Genomic DNA, 16,422 nt, shown 5'->3' with positions numbered 1-16,422 from the left:
GTCCGGCGTGGGGGCGGGGGAGGAGCCTCCGGGTCAGCGGGTGACGCGGAAGCGGTGGAGCTGGTCGGCGCCGTCGAGGCCGGTGCCGGACTTGTCGACCACGTAGGCGGTGCCGTCGGCGATCGTCACGTGGTTGGGGTTCGCGCCGGTGGCCACGGTCCGGACGACCGTGCCCCTCCTCGGGTCGACGACCGTCGCGTCGGCCGCGGTGCGGTTGACGACCACGAGGTTGCCCGTGCGGTCGTCGGCGGCCACGGACAGGGCACCCGCGCCTGTGGGGACGGACTTGGTGACGCGACCCTTCCGCAGGTCGATGACCGACACGTCGCCGCCGGTCTGGTTGGCCGTGTACGCGGTGCGGCCGTTGCGGGAGAGCGCGATGGAGATCGGGCCGTCACCGGCGGGGATCAGCCGGGGCGCGGCCGACCGGGCGGTCACCTCGATGACCTGGTCGCCGTTGAGGTCGGCGGCGTACGCCGTACCGGTCTTCTCGTTCACCGTCAGGCCGGTGGGGCCGGAGCCGGCGACGGTGACGCGCTTCTTCTCCTTGAGGGTCCGTGAGTCGAAGGCCACCAGGGTGCCATCCGTGAAGGCGCTGGCCCACACGGTGTCGTGGCGTTCGTCCACGACGATCTCGCGGGCGTGGTTCACGTTCGGCAGGGTGGCGAGGTGCTTGCCGGTGCGCTGGCTGTAGACGGCCACGGTGTTGTTGCGGGTGTTCGTCGTCCACACCGTGTTGTGCTCGTCGTCGACGGCGACACCGTAGACGGCCTCGAGCGCGCCGGTGGCGGCGTCGGTGACCGGCGGCGTGATGGTCTGCTTCACCTTGAGCGTCTTCGCGTCGACCTTCAGGAGGCTGGAGCTGACCACGGGCGGGCGGCCCACCGCGGAAGTCGTCCACAGGACGTTGTTCCGCTCGGAGTACGAGGACTGGTAGAGCCCCTTCACCAGCGGCGCGACGGTGACGGCGTCACCGTTCGTGTGCGCGGCGGCGGTGCCCGTCAGCGCGGTGGTGCTGCCCACGGCGATCGCGACGGCGACGGCGGCACGGGTGGCGGTGCGAGGGCTTCTGCGGATGGACGTGGTCATGCTGGGGTCAACTCCCTGGAATGGCTGAGCGGTCGTGCGCGGTAGTTAGAACTTAGCTTAGGCTTACCTAAGTTATACGGGATCAGATGTGTGAGCTGGGCGACAACGCGCCTGGACGGGCGCGGAGTCCGGCGTCGCGGGTCAGTCCTGTGCCGTCGGGCCGGTCCGGCGGCGGACGACGAACAGCGTGGTGCCCGCCGCGGTGGGAGGAGCGGCCGCCGCCGACCAGGCGACCGTCGCGTACGGGACGGGGCTGCCCACGGACGCGGCGGTGGGCGCGGTGGCGGCGGTCATCTGCGGGACGGCCGGGGCGGCTGCCTGGACGCCGCCTGCCGCTGCCGCCGCGCCGACCGTGATGCCGACCTTGAGGGTGGTGGAGGGGTTGGGTGCCAGGAAGCGCAGCCAGTGGGCGCCGGCCGGTGTCCCGGCGGGGATGGTCACCTCGCCCTCGTACGCCCCCGAGGCGTCGGCCTTCCACTGGCCGAGGATCTCCTCGTCGTCGAACTTCACGGTCACGGTCTGCCTCGCCGGGAACTTCGAGACCTTGAAGTGGATCGTCCCGCCGGCCTGGACCTGACTGGCCGTCACCTCCGCTTTCGCGCCGCGGGAGTTCGATGCCGCGGCGGGCGCGCCGGACGCCTCGGGGACCGGTGTCGCGGAGCCGCCGATGGGCTCCGCCGCCGCGGAGCCTCCCGCGAGCCCGCCCGTGGCGCCCCCGGCTCCCCCTGCGGCGCCCGAGGTGACGGTGAAGTCGGCCCGGAGGCTCGTCGACGGATTGGGGGCGAGGAAGCGGAGCCAGTGGGCTCCCTCGGTGGCGTCACCGGGCACCGTCACGCTGCCGGCGAACGAGCCGTCCGCCCCGACGGCCGGCCACTGTCCGATGATCTTCGCGTCGTCGAGCTTGACGGTGAGTCGCTGCCCGGCCGGGAACCCGGTCACCCGGAAGGAGACCTTGCCGCCCGCCGAGCTCCGCGAACCGGCTGTGATCGCGGCCGAGGCCGCGCCGGTGCCGCTCTGGGACCCGCCCGTGCCGGAGCCGCCCGTGCCGGATCCGCTCGACCCGCCCGTGCCGGAGCCGCCGCTGCCGGCGGTGCCCCCTCCCGAGGCGCCTCCCGCGCCGGACGATCCACCGGACGATCCGCCGGACGTGCCGCCGGACGTGCTGTCGTCACCGCCGCCCGCCCCGGAGGACGTCACCGAAATGGCCGCTTTGAGGCTCGTCGCGGGGGCGGGCGCCAGGAAGCGCAGCCAATGCGCCCCGGCGGAGGTCGACGTGGGCACCGTGACCGTCGCCTCGAGGGTGCCGTCGGCCTTCACGGCGGACGGCCACCGCCCGATGACGGCGTCGTCGTCGAGCTTGACCGTGATGCTCTGGCCCTTGGCGAACCCGGAGAGCGAGAAGGTGACCTTCCCGCCCGCCACGACCTCGGATCCGGCCAGCCGCACCTTCGGTACGGCGGCCGGAGTGGTGGCCGTCGGTGCAGGCGTGGGGGTCGGCTTCCCGGTCGGCGCCGGCGTCGGGCCGGGCGTGGGCGTGGCTCCGGTCACCGTCAGGTTCTCGCTGCGGACGCTCGTCTGCGGCGCCAGGAAGCGAAGCCAGTGCTCGCCGCCGGGGGCCGCGTCGGCGGGTACGGTCACCCGTCCCTTCGCGCTGCCGTCGTCGCCGATCGGCAGGTCCCGCAGGAGGACCGTCGTGTCGTCGAACTTGACGGCAAGTCTTGCCCCGGCGGGGAAGCCTGACGCCTCGAACGTCACATCGCCTCCCGCCCGCACGGAGGTCATGCCCAGCGTCACCGCCGGGGTCGTGGCGTCAGCGACGAGTGCGACGGATCCGGTGGAGTCCGGTCCGGCGGAGCCGGTGGCGGCCAGCGGGGCGGCGAGTGCGCCGAGGCCGAGGGTGGCACCGGCGGCGAGCGCGGCGACCCGGCCCAGCCGGGGGCGGGCGGCGAGGGCGGCCGGTGCGGGCGTGCGGGAGGGTCTGGCGGGGTTCATGGCGGCTGCTCCTGGCAGGCGGAGTGGAGAACGAGTGGAGGAGGGCACTGGAGCGGAGGGCAAGTGGAACGGAGGGGAGTGAGAGGAGAAGGGGAGGCGGACACGCGGCTGCGAAGTGGCCGGAAGTCGCCGGAGTTGGCTTAGGTTAGCCTACCCTTACAAAGCTGCCGGTTGTGTCCCGGAGCCCACCCCCGGGGAGGTGGCCGACGGCGGCTAAGGTGACCCTAAGTAGCTCGTCCCGTCGTTCGGAGTCCCCTCGTGATCACGTCGAAGCCGCCACAGGACGCCCCGCGCAGGCCGCCGAGGACGGCCCGCCCGCATCCCCTGACGCGACTCGCCGCACCGGGCTTCCCGCTCCCCGCCCCCCACCGGACCGGTGCTTTCTGGGCGTCGGTGGACGGCCCCGTCGTCTCACCGGACCCGCAGGGGGCCGACGACCACCGTGCGGTGACGTTCCTGTGGCGCGGCGGCCCGGCCACCCGTGCCGTCCAGGTGCTCCCCAACAAACTCGGGGATCCCCGGGCCCCCGAGGGCAACCTGATGGAGCGGCTGCCCGGTACGGACGTGTTCCACTGGACGCTGCGGCTGCGCCACGACTGGCGCGGCACCTACGACTTCTACGTGGACGAGGGGGGCGGCCCGCAGGACGGCACCCCCGCCTACTGGCAGTGGCTGCGCACCCAGCGCCGTCCCGACCCGCTCAACCCCCGCACGCTGCCGCGCCGGTGGAGTGGGGACCCGGTGTCCTACGTCCAACTCCCGGCGGCCCCGCCTGCCCATGACTGGCAGCCCCGGCCGGACGTGGCGCGCGGCCGCACCGCCGTCCACCACGTGGCGGCCCACGGCCTCGGCGGGAGTCGCCGCGTGTGGCTGTACGAACCGCCGGTGCCCGCCGGGCAGGCGGCGGACCTCCCGGTGCTCGTCCTCCTCGACGGGGAGCACTGGCAGCCGCGACTCGGCCTGGCGCACCTGCTGGACAACCTCATCGCCGACGGCCGGGTCCCCCCGCTCGTCGCCCTGCTCCCGGAGTCCGTGGACGCGGACACCCGCTGGGCGGACATGACCTGCCGTCCGGAGTTCGCCGCCTTCCTCGCCGGCGAGCTGATGTCCTGGGCGGCCGCCCGGCTGCCGGTCACGGACGATCCCGCGCGTACCGTCGTCGCCGGGCAGAGCCTGGGCGGGCTGTGCGCCGCCCACACCGCCCTGTCCGCACCGGGGCGCTTCGGCAACGTCCTCGCCCAGTCCGGCTCCTTCTGGTGGCCGGACGGCCCGGGCGCCGAATGGCTGACCGGGCAGATCGCCCGGGGGCCGAGGCTCCCCGTTCGCTTCCGCCTCTCCTTCGGCGAGCAGGAGTGGGTCGCCCTCCCGGCCGCCCGCAGGTTCCGGGACACCCTCGCGGCGGCATGTTACGAGGACGCCTCGTACCGGGAGTTCAACGGCGGGCACGACTACCTGTGCTGGCGCACCGAGCTCGCGGACGGGCTGGTGGAGCTGTTGTCCCCGGCCGCCCCACGCTGACCCGGGCCCGAGCGGACCCGCCCCGGAGGGGGCGGGCGGCGCCGATGCCGTGGTGACGGGTCCCCCGGTGCGCCCCCGGCGGCCGGACGGGCGCCGCCGCCCGGTGCCGGAGGCGGACGGGCACCGCCCACCGCTCAGGCGTCGAGCTCCTCCAGCCGGGCGGCCAGTACGGAGGTGATCCCGTCGAGGAAGGGGCTCCGCAGCAACTGCGGGTGTGTGCAGTCGACATCGTGGTTCACGATGTCTCCGCTCACGTGCGGCCGCCAGGCCTCACGGGTCAGCCAGTCCTCGGCCCGCGGGGCCGACGCCGTGAAGAACAGCAGGTCGCCGTCGAAGACGTCGTGCTCGTGCTCACGCATCAGGCGGGCGTGGTTGGGCACGATGTCGACGATCCTCGACAGGGTCAGGTCGCTGAGCCCGGCGAGCGGACTCCCCGCCCTGCGCAGCGTCGCCACCACATCGGCCCGGGTCTGTTCGCCGGTGCGCTCGAAGCCCGCCATGCGCAGCACCGCGGTGAGCGCGTCCCCCTCCTCCGGAGCCGGCCGGGCCCGCCACTGCTCGGCGGGGAACGCGTCCAGCAGCGCGAGGAGTTCGACCTCCTCGCCGGCCTCCTGGAGCAGGACGGCCACCGTGTGGGCGAGTACCCCGCCGACCGACCAGCCCAGCAGCCGGTACGGACCGTGCTCCTGGATCTCGCGGATGCGCCCGGCGTAGTCGGCCGCCTCCTCCCGCAGGGTGCGGGGCAAGGGCTCGTCACGCACCAGGCCGCGCGCCTGGATGCCGTACAGCGGTCGGCCGGGGCCCAGCCCGGCCGACAGGCCGGCGTAGCACCAGGCGATCCCGCCGGCCGGATGGATGGCGAACAGCGGCGGACGACGGTCCCCGCCGCGCAGCCGCAGGACCACGTCCAGCGCGTCCTCGGAGGTGTCGGACGCGGCGCCGAGCCGGACGGCGAGAGCCGCGGGGGTGGCCGCCTCGAAGAGCGAGCCCATGGTCAGCTCGGCACCGAACTCCTCGCGGATCCGCGCGACGAGCCGCACGGCGAGCAACGACGTGCCGCCCAGGTCGAAGAAGGCGTCGTCCGGGCCGACCCGTGCCACGCCGAGGACCTCGCCGAACAGCCGGGCCAGGGCCTCCTCGCGCGCGCCGGAGGGCCGCCGGGAAGCCGCTGCGCCCGTGAAGACCGGGGCGGGCAGCTCCCGCCGGTCCAGCTTGCCGTTCGGGCTCAGCGGGAAGGCGTCCAGGACCACCACCGCCGCCGGCACCATGTGCTCCGGCAGTTCCCGCCCCAGAGCGGCGCGTACGGCGACGGGGTCGGCGTCACCGGTCACGTATCCGACCAGCAGTTGTTCGCCCGGCCTGTCCTCCCGCACCAGGGCGCAGGCGCCGTCCACCCTGGCCGCCCCGGCCAGCGCCGCCTCGATCTCGCCGAGTTCGATGCGCTGGCCGCGCAGCTTGACCTGGTGGTCGGTGCGCCCGAGGTACTCCACCTCGCCCTCCGGCGTCCACCGGGCCAGGTCCCCCGTGCGGTACATGCGTTCACCGGCCCGGCCGAAGGGATCGGCGACGAACCGGACTGCGTTCAGTTCCGGACGGCCGAGGTAGCCGTCCGCGAGCTGACGGCCCGCCAGGTACAGCTCTCCGGGAACACCGGGCGGGCAGGGCCGCAGAGCCGCGTCGAGCACGTGGAGGCGGGTGTTCCACACGGGCCTGCCGATCGGGACCGGCCCGGAACCGGACGCCTCGCACGGGTGGTACGTGACGTCGACGGCGGCCTCCGTCGGCCCGTACAGGTTGTGCAGTTCCACACCGGGCAGCGCGCGCCCGAAGGCGTTCGCCGTCTCGCGGGGCAGCGCCTCGCCGCTGCAGAAGACCCGGCGCAGACCTCCGCACGCACCCGCGTCCGCCCCGGCGAGGAACACCTGGAGCATCGAGGGGACGAAGTGGCAGGTGGTGACGTTCTGTTCGCGGATCACCCGGGTCAGATAGGCGGGGTCCCGGTGGCCCCCCGGGTCGGCGACCACCAGCGTCGCGCCCTGGCGCAGTGGCCAGAAGAACTCCCACACGGACACGTCGAACGACGACGGGGTCTTCTGCAGCACCCGGTCCGCGCTCGTCAGGCCGTACGTCCCCTGCATCCACCGCAGCCGGTTGTCGATCGCCGCGTGCGAGACGACGACACCCTTGGGGCGGCCCGTGGAGCCGGAGGTGTAGATGACGTACGCCGGATGGGACGGCGTGAGGGGGCGTGCCGGGTTCACCCAGAGGTACGAGGAGACGTCCAGCCCGTCCAGGATGACGAGGGGCGTGCCCGTGCCGCCGGGCAGCCGCCCCTCCCGGTCGGTCACGGCGCACACCGGCGCCGCGTCCCGCAGCATGAAGGAGAGCCGCTGCTCCGGGTAGTCCGGGTCCAGCGGAAGATAGGCGGCACCGGCCTTCAGCACGGCCAGCAGGGTCACCACCAGCTCCACCGAGCGCGGCACCGACACCGCGACCACCGTGCCCGGCCGGGCGCCGAGCGTCCGGAGGTGCCGGGCCAGCCGGTTCGCCCGCACGTTCAGCTCGCCGTAGGTGAGCGAGAGGTCCCCGTGCACCAGGGCCGTGGCCTCCGGAGCGCGCGCGGCCCGGGACTCGATCGGGCCGAGGAGTGTCGTGGGCGGCAGGACGCGGCCGGTGTCACCGAAGGTGCCGGTGACCAGGGCGTGTTCGGTGGCCGTGAGGACGGCGTGCACGGCGGTCGGGCTGTGCGGGTCGGTCCCCACCAACCGCTCCACGAGGCCGAGGAAGCGCTCCTGGTGCGCGGCGAGCTCGGCCTCGCCGTACAGGGCGGGGTTGCCGTCGTGGTCGATGCGCAGGCCGTGGCCGTCGCCCCGGTCGTAGATGTTCACCGTCAGGTCGTCGACCGGCCCGGCCGACAGGTTCCGCGCGCGGACCGTCGCCCCCGCGAGGTCGAGGGCGTAGTCGAAGGGCATGACGTTGACGAGCGGGCCGGCCAGGCCCCGGTTCTCGCCGAGCAGCCGCAGGTCGCGCCGGATGTCCTCGTACCGGTAGCGCTGGTGGCGGCGGGCCTCCCGGATGCCGAGGACGACCTGGCGGACCAGCTCGGCGAAGGTCGTGCCGGGGGTGACCGTCAGCCGCAGCGGCAGCACGTTCATCACCATGCCGGGGACGCGCAGCGACACCGAGCCCAGCCGGCCCATCATCGGCAGGCCGAGCACCACCTCGCCGCGGCCCGTCACCCGGGCGGTGTACAGCGCCTGGGCGGCGATCAGCACATCGGGCCAGGTCGCGCGGAGCCGGTCGGCGAGCCCGCGCAGGTCCTGTGCGGCAGCCGGTTCCAGCCGGGCCGTGCTGCGCAGGAAGGTACGCGAGGGCAGCGCGCCCCGGCCCGCCAGGCGGGGCGCCTCCGGCCGGTCGCCGAACGCCTCGCTCCAGTACGCCCGGTCGGCGGCGAAGGCGTCCGACGAGCGGTAGGCGGTGTCCTCCGCGACCAGGTCCGCCAGCGCCCCGAACACCCGGCGCCCGGGGTCCTCTCCCCGGACCAGGCAGGTGTACACGTCGGCGGTGCGCCGGACGAGGAGCGAGTAGCCGAAGCCGTCCATGACGAGGTGGTGGATCCGCTGGTACCACAGCCAGCGCTCCTCGGCGACGCGGAAGAGCGCGTGACGAAACGGCGGCCCCGCCGCCAGGTCGCACGGTTCGGCGAGGTCGGCGCGCATCCACCGCTCGGCCTGCCGTTCCGCGTCCGGCACGCCCCGCAGGTCGTGCACGGTCAGCGGCAGTTCGTCCAGCGGGGCGAGGTGCTGGAGCGGCCCGGCCGGGGAGTCCTCGACGCGCACCCGCAGGGCGTCGGCCTCGTCGGCCACGCGGCGCAGGGCCTCGGCGAACAGCCCGGCGTCGAGGGGCCCGTCGATCTCCAGGCACTCGGCCGTGTTCTGCGCGGGACTGAGCGGGTCGAGCGACTGGGCGTACCACATGCCCGACTGCGCGGCGGTCAGCGGGAGCGTCACCCGGCCGGCCTCCCCGGGCCCGGGTGAGCCGCCGCCCTCGGTCAGCAGGGCGGTCATGAGACCGCCCCCAGCAGAGCGGCCCAGCTCTCGACGGAGGGCTGCTCGGCCAGGTCGGCGAAGTCGGCGCGCACCTCGTGGTCGCGGCGCCAGCGCCCGAGCAGCGCCATGATGCGTACGGAGTCGAGGCCGCGGTCCAGCAGGTTCTCGTCGACGGGTATGTCGGCCGGGTCCTCGCCGAGCGAGTCGGCGACGTCGGCGCGGATCAGTTCCAGGGTGAGTGCCATGACGCTCAGATCTCCTTCAGCAGCGCGTCGGTGGTGGTCACGCGGGCGCAGCGGCCGGCGGCGTAGCGGAGCGCCATGTCGTGGTCCGCGCGCGAGAAGTCGGCCACGGCGTCGGCGACGACGAACGCCCGGATGTCGCGCATCCACGCGTCGCAGGCGCTCATGAGGACGCCGATGTGGGCGTACACGCCGGTGATCACCAACTGGTCGCGCCCGGACTCCCGCAGTACGTCCTCCAGCCGGGTGCGCACGAACGCGCTGTACTTCCACTTGGTCAGGACGATGTCCCCGCCCGCGGGGGCGACGGCCGCCGGTACGGCCAGGGCCTCGGGGTCGTCGGCCGCGCCGGGTCCCCAGAAGTCGAGCTGGAGGCCCCGTTCCCCGGGGGTCTGGCCGCCCTTCTGCGCCGAGTAGACGACCGGGACGCCGGCTCCGCGGCACTCCGCGATGATCCGGGCCGTGTTGTCGAGCATCCCGGTCAGGGGCTGCTGCCCGGCCGGGTAGGCGCCGAGGAAGTGGTTCTGCAGGTCGTGGACGAGCAGCACGGTGCGTGCGGGGTCCACGGTCCAGTCGACGCGGTTCGGGGGCAGCTCGGCCTCGGTCGGCAGGGCGTAGGGGGCGATGGCGGGAAGTGCCATGGGATGGTGCCTTTCGGTGCCGTTCACGGCGGACTCCCGGTGCCGGCGCGGGCCGGCGGGTTCGGGTCCGGCGCGTGTCCGGGCGGTCTCGGGAGGAGCGTCAGGTTCGGGGGGCCGCTTCGGACCGCAGTCCCTTCTTGCTGATCTTGCCGATACCGGTCCGGGGGAAGGCGTCGACGAACTCCACGAGGTCGGGGACCTTGTAGGCGGCGACCCCGCGCTCGCGGACGAGCCGCTTGACGGCGGCGGGTTTCAGCGGTTCGGCGCCCTCACGCAGGATGACGTAGGCGAGGGAGCGTTCGCCCAGGTACTCGTCGGCGACGCCCACGACGGACACGTCGTGCACGCAGGGGTGGGAGAGGATGATGTTCTCGATCTCCTCGGGCGCCACCTTCTCACCACCGCGGTTGATCTGGTCCTTGGCCCGCCCCTCGACCACGAGGTGGCCGCTCGGCGTGCGGCGCACGATGTCGCCGGTCCGGTAGAAGCCGTCCGGGGTGAAGGCCCGGGCGTTGTGGTCGTCGGCCCGCCAGTACCCGCGGATCGTGTACGGGCCACGGGTCAGCAGGTGTCCGTACCCGCCCTCCGCCACCTCGCGGTCCTCGTCGTCCACGACGCGGATCTCGTCGTCCGGGGAGATGGGGAGGCCCTGCGTGGTGACGACGGTCTCGTGGTCGTCGTCCAGGCGTGTGTAGTTGACGAGTCCCTCGGCCATGCCGAAGACCTGCATGAGACGGCAGCCCAGCGCGGGTTCCAGGCGGCGGGCCGCCGCCTCGCTGTACTTGGCACCGCCGACGAGGACGAGTTCCAGGCTGGAGAGGTCCTCCTCGGCGGCGGGAGCGGCCTCCGTCCACACCAGGGCGAGGGGCGGGACCATCCCCGTCATGGTGACGCGTTCGCGTGCGACGAGGGGGAAGGCCGTCGCCGGATCGGGCCGGGGGCACAGGACGGCCGTGCCGCCGGCGTACAGCGCGCCCAGCCAGCCGGGGGAGCTCATCGGGAAGTTGTGGGCGGCCGGCAGGACGACGAGGTAGCGGGTGTCCTCGTCGACCCCGCAGATCTCGTTCGAGCCGCGCAGCGAGTAGATGTAGTCGTCGTGCGTACGGGGGATCAGCTTGGGCACCCCGGTCGTACCGCCCGACAGCTGCAGGAACGCGAGGTCGTGCGGTTGTGGCCCGGTGAGGGGCCCGGCCGGGTCGCACGGCACGTCCGAGAGCGGGATGTGCTCGCCCGGGTCGCCGACGACGAACACGTGCCGCAGGGTGGGCGTCCGCTCCTTGACCCTGGACGCGAGTGCGCGGTGGTCGAAGCCCGCGTGGACGTCGGGGATCACGTAGGCGACCGCCTCGGTGAAGGAGCAGAAGTACCCGATCTCCGTCTCGCGGTGCGCGGGCAGCGCGTACACGGGCAGGGCCCCGAGGCGGAACAGGGCGAACGCCACCTCGACGAACTCGCCGACGTTGGGCAGCTGCAGGACGACCCGGTCGCCGCGGGAGATGCCGCGGGCGGCGAAACCGGCCGCCAGCCGGGCCGCGTTCTCCTCCAGCTGACGGTAGGTCCAGGTGCGCCGCACGGGCGCCGGGTCGACGAGCGCGACGCGGTCGGGGTGCGCGGCGGCGCGCTCGGCGAGGACGGAGCCGAACGTCTCGCCGCGCCAGTGGCCGGCCGCCCGGTAGCGCTCGGCGAACTCGGCGGGCCAGGTGGGGGCGTCGGGCCGGGCGTCGGCGTTCACAGCGTGGCTCCCACGGCGTTGAGGAAGGTACGGAACTTGGCCCCGGTCTCCGCGGTCTCCGCGGCGGGGGAGGACGCCGCCACCACACCGGCGCCGGCGAAGAGCGTCAGGGTGCGGCCCTCGGCCTCGGCGCACCGGATCGTGACGACCCACTCACCGTCGCCGTCCGCGTCCTGCCAGCCGAGCATGCCGGTGTACGCGCCGCGGTCGAACGGTTCCGACTCGGCGATGACCGCCCGGGCGACGTCGGTCGGGGTCCCGCACACCGCCGGTGTGGGGTGCAGGGCGGAGGCCAGGTCCAGCGCGGTGGTGGTCCCGGGGTCGGCGAGGTCGCCGGTGAGGGTCGTCGACAGGTGCCACATCGCGGCCGTCCGTACGAGCGTGGGGCGCTCGGGCACCTCCAGGCGTGTGCAGAACGGGGCGAGGGCCTCCCGCACGGCGTCGACGACGACGGCGTGCTCGTGGAGGTCCTTCGGCGATTCGAGGAGTGCGGCCGCCCGCCGGACGTCCTCGGCCAGGTCGCCGCTGCGGGGCGCGGATCCGGCCAGCGGATTGGCGACGAGGCGTCCGCCCCGGCGCGCCACGAGCAGTTCGGGGCTGGCGCCGATGAGCGTGCGGCCGGGGCCGGTGGGCACCGCGAAGGTGTACCCCCTGGGATCGCGGCGCGCCAGCCGGCTCAGCATGGCGGGGAGATCGAGGGCGTGGGAGGACGTGAGCTCCAGGGTGCGGGCGAGCACCACCTTGTCGAACTCCCCGGCCCGCATGCGCCGCACGGCCGACGCGACGGCGTCGCCGTATTCGGCGGCGGCCGGGACCTCGCGGATCGCCCAGTCGGCGGCGTGCTCCACGTCGGGCCCGCGCAGGGCGATGAGCGGGTCCTCGCGCAGGGCGGGCGCCCGGCGGAGGGACAGCGGGACCGCGAGCGCGGGGGCGCCGTCCGGGTCGAAGGGCAGGGCGCCGATCACGACCGGGGCGGCGTCGCCCGCGTTGCGCCTGGCGTCGAGGACCTCTCGCACCCGGAGGGCCACCGGACGGGCGTCGTGGGGTATCTCGGCCGCGGTGCCGCTGCCGAGCAGGGTGTGCCGGGGGGTGGCGAGGAATCTGTCCGTGCCGGGCCGGTAGGCCTCCAGCAGGGCGGTCGCCGTGCCGGCGGAGGGCGGCGCGGGGGAGTCGGTGGGGACGCGCAGAGAGGCGGACATGGTTTCGTCTCCAGTGGGGTCGGGCTCGGGCTGCGGCAGGACGGGCGCCGGGTCGGCGCGTCTAGGCACGCAGCGTGGCGCCGCCGTCGACGTACAGGTCGTGCATGGTGATGTGGCGGGCGCGGTCGGACACGAGGAAGGCGACGGCGTCGGCCACGTCGGAGGGATCGGCGATGCGGCCGAGCGGGATCCCCGTCCGGTAGCTGCCCGCCTCACCTTCCAGGACGCTGCGGGCTCCGGCCTCCTCGTCGCCGGGGCTGCCCGCCGCCCACATGCCGCGCTGCATGTCGGTCAGGGTGGAACCCGGGCAGACGGTGTTGCACCGCACACCGCGCGACGCCACCTCCAGCCCCAGGCACTTGGTGAACATGACCGCCGCAGCCTTGGAGGAGGCGTAGGCGGCCATGTTCGTGCGCGGTATGCCGGCGGCGTTGGACGCGACGGTGACGATGCTGCCGCGGCCCCGCTCGGCCATCCGCCGCGACGCGGACCGCGAGACGTGGAACACGCCGTCGGTGTTGACGGCGAACGTGGCCGCCCAGTCCTCGTCCGTCAACTCCGCGACGGAGAAACTCCGCAGTATCCCGGCGACGTTGACGGCCATGTCGAGCGGGCCGAGGGTCTGCTCCGTGTTCTCGACGAGTGCCTCCACGGCCCCGGCGTCCGTCACGTCGAGGTCGCGGGTGGTGACCCGGCCGTCGTACCTGCCGGCGACGGCGGCCGCGATCCGCCGGGTCGCCAGGTCGGTGGCGAGGACACGGGCGCCGCGCTCGGCGAGTGCGTGGACGACGGCCTCCCCGATGCCCCGGCCGGCCCCCGTGACGAGGGCGAGCCGGCCGGCGAGTTCTTGGTCGGCGCTCACTTGACCATGGCCTTGCGGATGTCGTCGAGCACGGAGAGCGCGGCCTGCCCGCCCCCGAGGCTGGTCCACTTGGAGCCGTCGACCGCTGTCGCGTGCTTCTCCTTCACGGCGCCCAGCTGCTGGTAGGCGGGCTTCTTCGACAGCTCGGTGAGCAGGTGCGCGTCCGCTCCGGCGTCCAGGGTGCCGATGAAGAGCCAGTCGCCGTCGATCTCCTGGAGGTTCTCGTCGCTGAGCGGCGTCGAGTGGCCCTCGCCCTTGTCGTTCTGGATACCGGGCCGGGTGAAGCCGAGGTCCTTCAGGACGTCGCTGATGAAGACGCCCTGCTGCATGACCGCCGTGCCCTTGGCCGAGTACCGGGCGACGGAGACGCTCGCACCGGCCTGGGCGCCGAGGTCCGCCTTGAGCGCTGCGGCCTTCGCGTCGTAGCCGGCGAGGAACTTCGCCGCCTCGTTGGCCTTGCCGAGTGTCCGTCCGGTGAGCTCCAGGGACTTCTTCCAGTCCTTGGTGCCGTCGATGGTGACGACGGTGGGGGCGATCGTGCGGAGTTGCGCGAGCACCTGCTCGTCGGCCATCTGGCCGGCCAGGATCACGTCGGGCTTCGCCTGGACGACCTTCTCGATGTCGGGGCCGGTGACCGCACCCACCACGGGGATGCCCTTCGCCTGTTCGGCGAGGTAGGCGGGAGCACCCTTCTGGCCGCGTCCCGCGGTGAGTCCCACGGGTTCCACGCCGAGGACGAGTGCGGAGTCCAGGTCCATCTCGCTGAGCGCCAGGACCCGCTTCGGCTCGGCGGGGACGTCCACCTTCGTGCCGGTCGCGTCGGTGACGTGGGTGGTGGTGCCCGAGGAGCCCGAGCCGTCCGAGGCGGTTTCCGGCTCGGAGGACCCGCAGGCACCCAGCGTCAGCGCGCAGAGGCTGAGCAGGGACGCCGCCACGACAGGGCGTGCGTGACCGCGGGAGGTGGGGAACGAGCTGGGCGCCATGGCCTGGAATCTCCGTCTGTGTTCGTGTGGTCGTCTGTTCCGGCCTGCTCTGCCGAGGCATCGCGGCACCGGGCCGCGTGCTTGACACCTGGTCAGGGCATGACGAGGCCCGGGCACCCGCCGGAACCGGGCGGATGAGCTTAGGTTAGGCTACCCTTATGTCGATCGTGCAAGGGGGTCCGCCGCGAACAGCCGGGACCCGAGAACGTGAAAGCCCGCCGGTGAGCGTGGAAGGGCGCACCCTCCTGTGGACCACCACAGGACTCCTCGTCCTCCTCCTCGGCCTGGTACTGCTCTCGCTCCTCATCGGCACCGGTTCCAGCTCCGCCGGCCGCGCCTGGGACTTCGTCACCGGCGACGACGGCGCCCGCGCCGACGCCCAGGTCCGGCTCGCCGTCATGGACGTACGCCTGCCCCGCACGCTCGCCGCCGTACTCGTCGGCACCTGCCTCGGCGCGGCCGGGTGCCTCCTGCAGGCCGCCACCCGCAACCCCCTGGCCGAGACCGGCCTGCTCGGCGTCAACTCCGGCGCGGCCTTCGCCGTCGTCCTCGGGCTCACCTTCTTCGGCGCCGACTCCCCGGGCGCCCTCCTGGTGTGGGCGCTCGCCGGCGGCACGGCCGCCAGCGCCGTCGTCCTGCTGTTCGCCGGCTCCGGACGTACCGCCGGCTCACCGCTGCGCCTGGTGCTGGCGGGATCAGCGCTCGGCGCGACCTTCCACGGCTGCACCTCCTACGTGCTGCTCGGCACGCAGTCCACGTTCGACACCTACCGGTACTGGACGATCGGATCCCTCGCCGGAGTGGGCGTCCGCGACCTCCTCCCGCTCCTGCCGCTCGTCGCCCTCGGCCTGCTCGTGGCGCTCGGCTGCGCCCGACCCCTCTCGGCGCTCGGCCTCGGGGACGACGGCGCACGCTCGCTCGGCCACCACCCAGGGCGCATCCGGCTCGTCGTCGCGGGAACCGTCTCGCTGCTCGCCGGCTGCGCCGTCGCCGTGGCCGGGCCCATCGCCTTCCTCGGACTGCTCGCGCCGTACGCCGCCCGGGCGCTGACGGGGCCGCGCATGACCGCCCAACTCGTCCTGTCCGCGGTGATCGCGGCCGACGTCATGATCCTCGCCGACATCCTCGCCCGGATCGTCATCCGCCCGTGGGAGACGCCGGTCAGCGTGCTCCTCGCCTTCGTCGGCGGCCCGCTGCTCGTCCGGATCGCGCGGTCCGACCGCCTGTCCACCGCGGGAGGGCCCGCATGACCGACGTGACACCCCCGGACAGCACCGTCCTGCGCACGGGTGCGTACTCCTGGCTCCTGCCACGCCGCAGCGTGTTCGCCGCCGCACTGCTCGTCCCGCTGCTCGCCGTCCTCATCACCCTCGCCGTGCTGGCGAGTTCGACCGGCATGAGCCTGTCGCAGACGCTGTCCGGGCTCCTGGGAACCGGTGATCCCGGCACCGTCATGATCGTGCGGGAGTTCCGGCTGCCCCGTGTCTTCGCCGGACTGATGGTCGGCGCGGCCCTCGGCATCGCCGGCTGCCTGACCCAGACCCTCGCCGGCAACCGCCTCGCCACTCCCGACCTGGTCGGCGTCAACGACGGGGCCACGGCCGCCGTCGTCGCCGCCGCGGCCGGATCCACCACGGGCATGGTCGGTGACTGGTGGCTCGGCCCGATCGGCGCCGCCGGCGCGGCGGCGGTCGTCGTCCTGTGCGCGGGCGGAGCGGGAAGCGCGGGCTACCGCGTCCTGGTGGCCGGGATCGGCGTCTCGACGTTCATCGGCGCGGTGAGCGACCTGATCATGTCCCGGGAGAACGACAACACCGCGGGCGGCGTGTTCCTCTGGGCCGTCGGCAGCCTCAACGGCCGCGACTGGGGCGTCGGTACGCCACTCGCCCTTGTCCTGCTGTTCCTCGTGCCGCTCGCCCTGGCCGCCGGGCACCGGCTCCAACTGCTGCGCTTCGACGACGACATGGCGGCCTCCCTCGGGGTGGACCTGCGCCGGCTGCGGGCCGCTTCCCTCGCGTTGGCCGTCGCCCTCGCGGGCACGGCCGTCGGTGTCGGCGGACCCATCGCCTTCGTCGCGCTCGCCGCGCCCGTCCTGGCCCAGCGACTGGCGGGGCC

12 protein-coding genes are annotated in these 16,422 nt (G+C 74.0%); 3 read left to right on the top strand and 9 right to left on the bottom strand.

What is annotated here, in order from left to right; genetic code table 11:
* Positions 1-33: 33 nt before the first annotated feature.
* Together ABZ371_RS16250 and ABZ371_RS16245 are read right to left on the bottom strand one after the other, a co-directional pair.
* Complete coding sequence (locus ABZ371_RS16250) at positions 34-1,089, bottom strand: YncE family protein (protein WP_358679327.1); 1,056 nt, start codon at positions 1,087-1,089, stop codon at positions 34-36.
* Positions 1,090-1,230: 141 nt separating this feature from the next.
* Positions 1,231-3,081 (bottom strand): hypothetical protein, encoded by a 1,851-nt coding sequence (locus tag ABZ371_RS16245; RefSeq protein WP_358679324.1) that lies wholly within the window; start codon positions 3,079-3,081, stop codon positions 1,231-1,233.
* A gap of 258 nt (positions 3,082-3,339) precedes the next feature.
* Between ABZ371_RS16245 and fes the strand changes: the two genes are divergently transcribed.
* Complete coding sequence (gene fes / locus ABZ371_RS16240) at positions 3,340-4,599, top strand: enterochelin esterase (protein ID WP_358679321.1); 1,260 nt, start codon at positions 3,340-3,342, stop codon at positions 4,597-4,599.
* 134 nt (positions 4,600-4,733) lie between these two features.
* On the opposite strand, the gene ABZ371_RS16235 is transcribed toward fes, so the two are convergent.
* The 7 genes from ABZ371_RS16235 to ABZ371_RS16205 all read right to left on the bottom strand — a co-directional run bounded on the left by ABZ371_RS16235 (position 4,734) and on the right by ABZ371_RS16205 (position 14,307).
* Positions 4,734-8,666 (bottom strand): amino acid adenylation domain-containing protein, encoded by a 3,933-nt coding sequence (locus ABZ371_RS16235; protein WP_358679318.1) that lies wholly within the window; start codon positions 8,664-8,666, stop codon positions 4,734-4,736.
* The gene (locus ABZ371_RS16230; protein ID WP_358679315.1) at positions 8,663-8,893 is read right to left on the bottom strand and encodes a phosphopantetheine-binding protein; all 231 of its coding nucleotides are present in this window, start codon (positions 8,891-8,893) and stop codon (positions 8,663-8,665) included. Before ABZ371_RS16230 ends, ABZ371_RS16235 begins: the two co-directional genes overlap by 4 nt.
* A gap of 5 nt (positions 8,894-8,898) precedes the next feature.
* Complete coding sequence (locus ABZ371_RS16225; RefSeq protein WP_358679313.1) at positions 8,899-9,531, bottom strand: isochorismatase family protein; 633 nt, start codon at positions 9,529-9,531, stop codon at positions 8,899-8,901.
* Positions 9,532-9,631: 100 nt separating this feature from the next.
* Positions 9,632-11,263 carry an AMP-binding protein gene (locus ABZ371_RS16220; RefSeq protein WP_358679310.1) on the bottom strand — a complete coding sequence of 544 codons (1,632 nt, stop codon included), beginning with the start codon at positions 11,261-11,263 and terminating at the stop codon, positions 9,632-9,634.
* Positions 11,260-12,462: an isochorismate synthase gene (locus tag ABZ371_RS16215; RefSeq protein WP_358679307.1), complete on the bottom strand. Its 1,203-nt coding sequence runs from the start codon at positions 12,460-12,462 to the stop codon at positions 11,260-11,262. Before ABZ371_RS16215 ends, ABZ371_RS16220 begins: the two co-directional genes overlap by 4 nt.
* A gap of 61 nt (positions 12,463-12,523) precedes the next feature.
* Positions 12,524-13,324, bottom strand: coding sequence for a 2,3-dihydro-2,3-dihydroxybenzoate dehydrogenase (locus ABZ371_RS16210; RefSeq protein ID WP_358679304.1), 801 nt, complete (start codon positions 13,322-13,324; stop codon positions 12,524-12,526).
* Positions 13,321-14,307 (bottom strand): iron-siderophore ABC transporter substrate-binding protein, encoded by a 987-nt coding sequence (locus ABZ371_RS16205; protein ID WP_358679301.1) that lies wholly within the window; start codon positions 14,305-14,307, stop codon positions 13,321-13,323. Before ABZ371_RS16205 ends, ABZ371_RS16210 begins: the two co-directional genes overlap by 4 nt.
* A gap of 158 nt (positions 14,308-14,465) precedes the next feature.
* On the opposite strand from ABZ371_RS16205, the gene ABZ371_RS16200 reads away from it, so the two are divergent.
* Positions 14,466-15,557, top strand: a complete 1,092-nt coding sequence (locus ABZ371_RS16200; protein WP_358679299.1) for an iron ABC transporter permease — start codon at positions 14,466-14,468, stop codon at positions 15,555-15,557.
* A partial coding sequence (locus ABZ371_RS16195; protein WP_358679296.1) for an iron ABC transporter permease occupies positions 15,554-16,422 on the top strand: 869 nt, incomplete at its 3' end. The genes ABZ371_RS16200 and ABZ371_RS16195, both read left to right, overlap by 4 nt.

This window comes from Streptomyces sp. NPDC005899, assembly GCF_040629645.1.
In the GTDB taxonomy this organism is placed as follows: Bacteria; Actinomycetota; Actinomycetes; order Streptomycetales; family Streptomycetaceae; genus Streptomyces.
Note: the sequence above shows the minus strand (reverse complement) of the source record. Positions and strands in the feature narration are given on the sequence as shown.

Bases quoted from the DNA above. Each gene is read 5' to 3' on its own strand.
- ABZ371_RS16235 (WP_358679318.1), bottom strand. From the start codon at position 8,666: ATGACCGCCCTGCTGACCGAGGGCGGCGGCTCACCCGGGCCCGGGGAG.
- ABZ371_RS16225 (WP_358679313.1), bottom strand. From the start codon at position 9,531: ATGGCACTTCCCGCCATCGCCCCCTACGCCCTGCCGACCGAGGCCGAG.
- ABZ371_RS16200 (WP_358679299.1), top strand. From the start codon at position 14,466: ATGTCGATCGTGCAAGGGGGTCCGCCGCGAACAGCCGGGACCCGAGAA.
- ABZ371_RS16230 (WP_358679315.1), bottom strand. From the start codon at position 8,893: ATGGCACTCACCCTGGAACTGATCCGCGCCGACGTCGCCGACTCGCTC.
- ABZ371_RS16205 (WP_358679301.1), bottom strand. From the start codon at position 14,307: ATGGCGCCCAGCTCGTTCCCCACCTCCCGCGGTCACGCACGCCCTGTC.
- ABZ371_RS16250 (WP_358679327.1), bottom strand. From the start codon at position 1,089: ATGACCACGTCCATCCGCAGAAGCCCTCGCACCGCCACCCGTGCCGCC.
- ABZ371_RS16245 (WP_358679324.1), bottom strand. From the start codon at position 3,081: ATGAACCCCGCCAGACCCTCCCGCACGCCCGCACCGGCCGCCCTCGCC.
- ABZ371_RS16215 (WP_358679307.1), bottom strand. From the start codon at position 12,462: ATGTCCGCCTCTCTGCGCGTCCCCACCGACTCCCCCGCGCCGCCCTCC.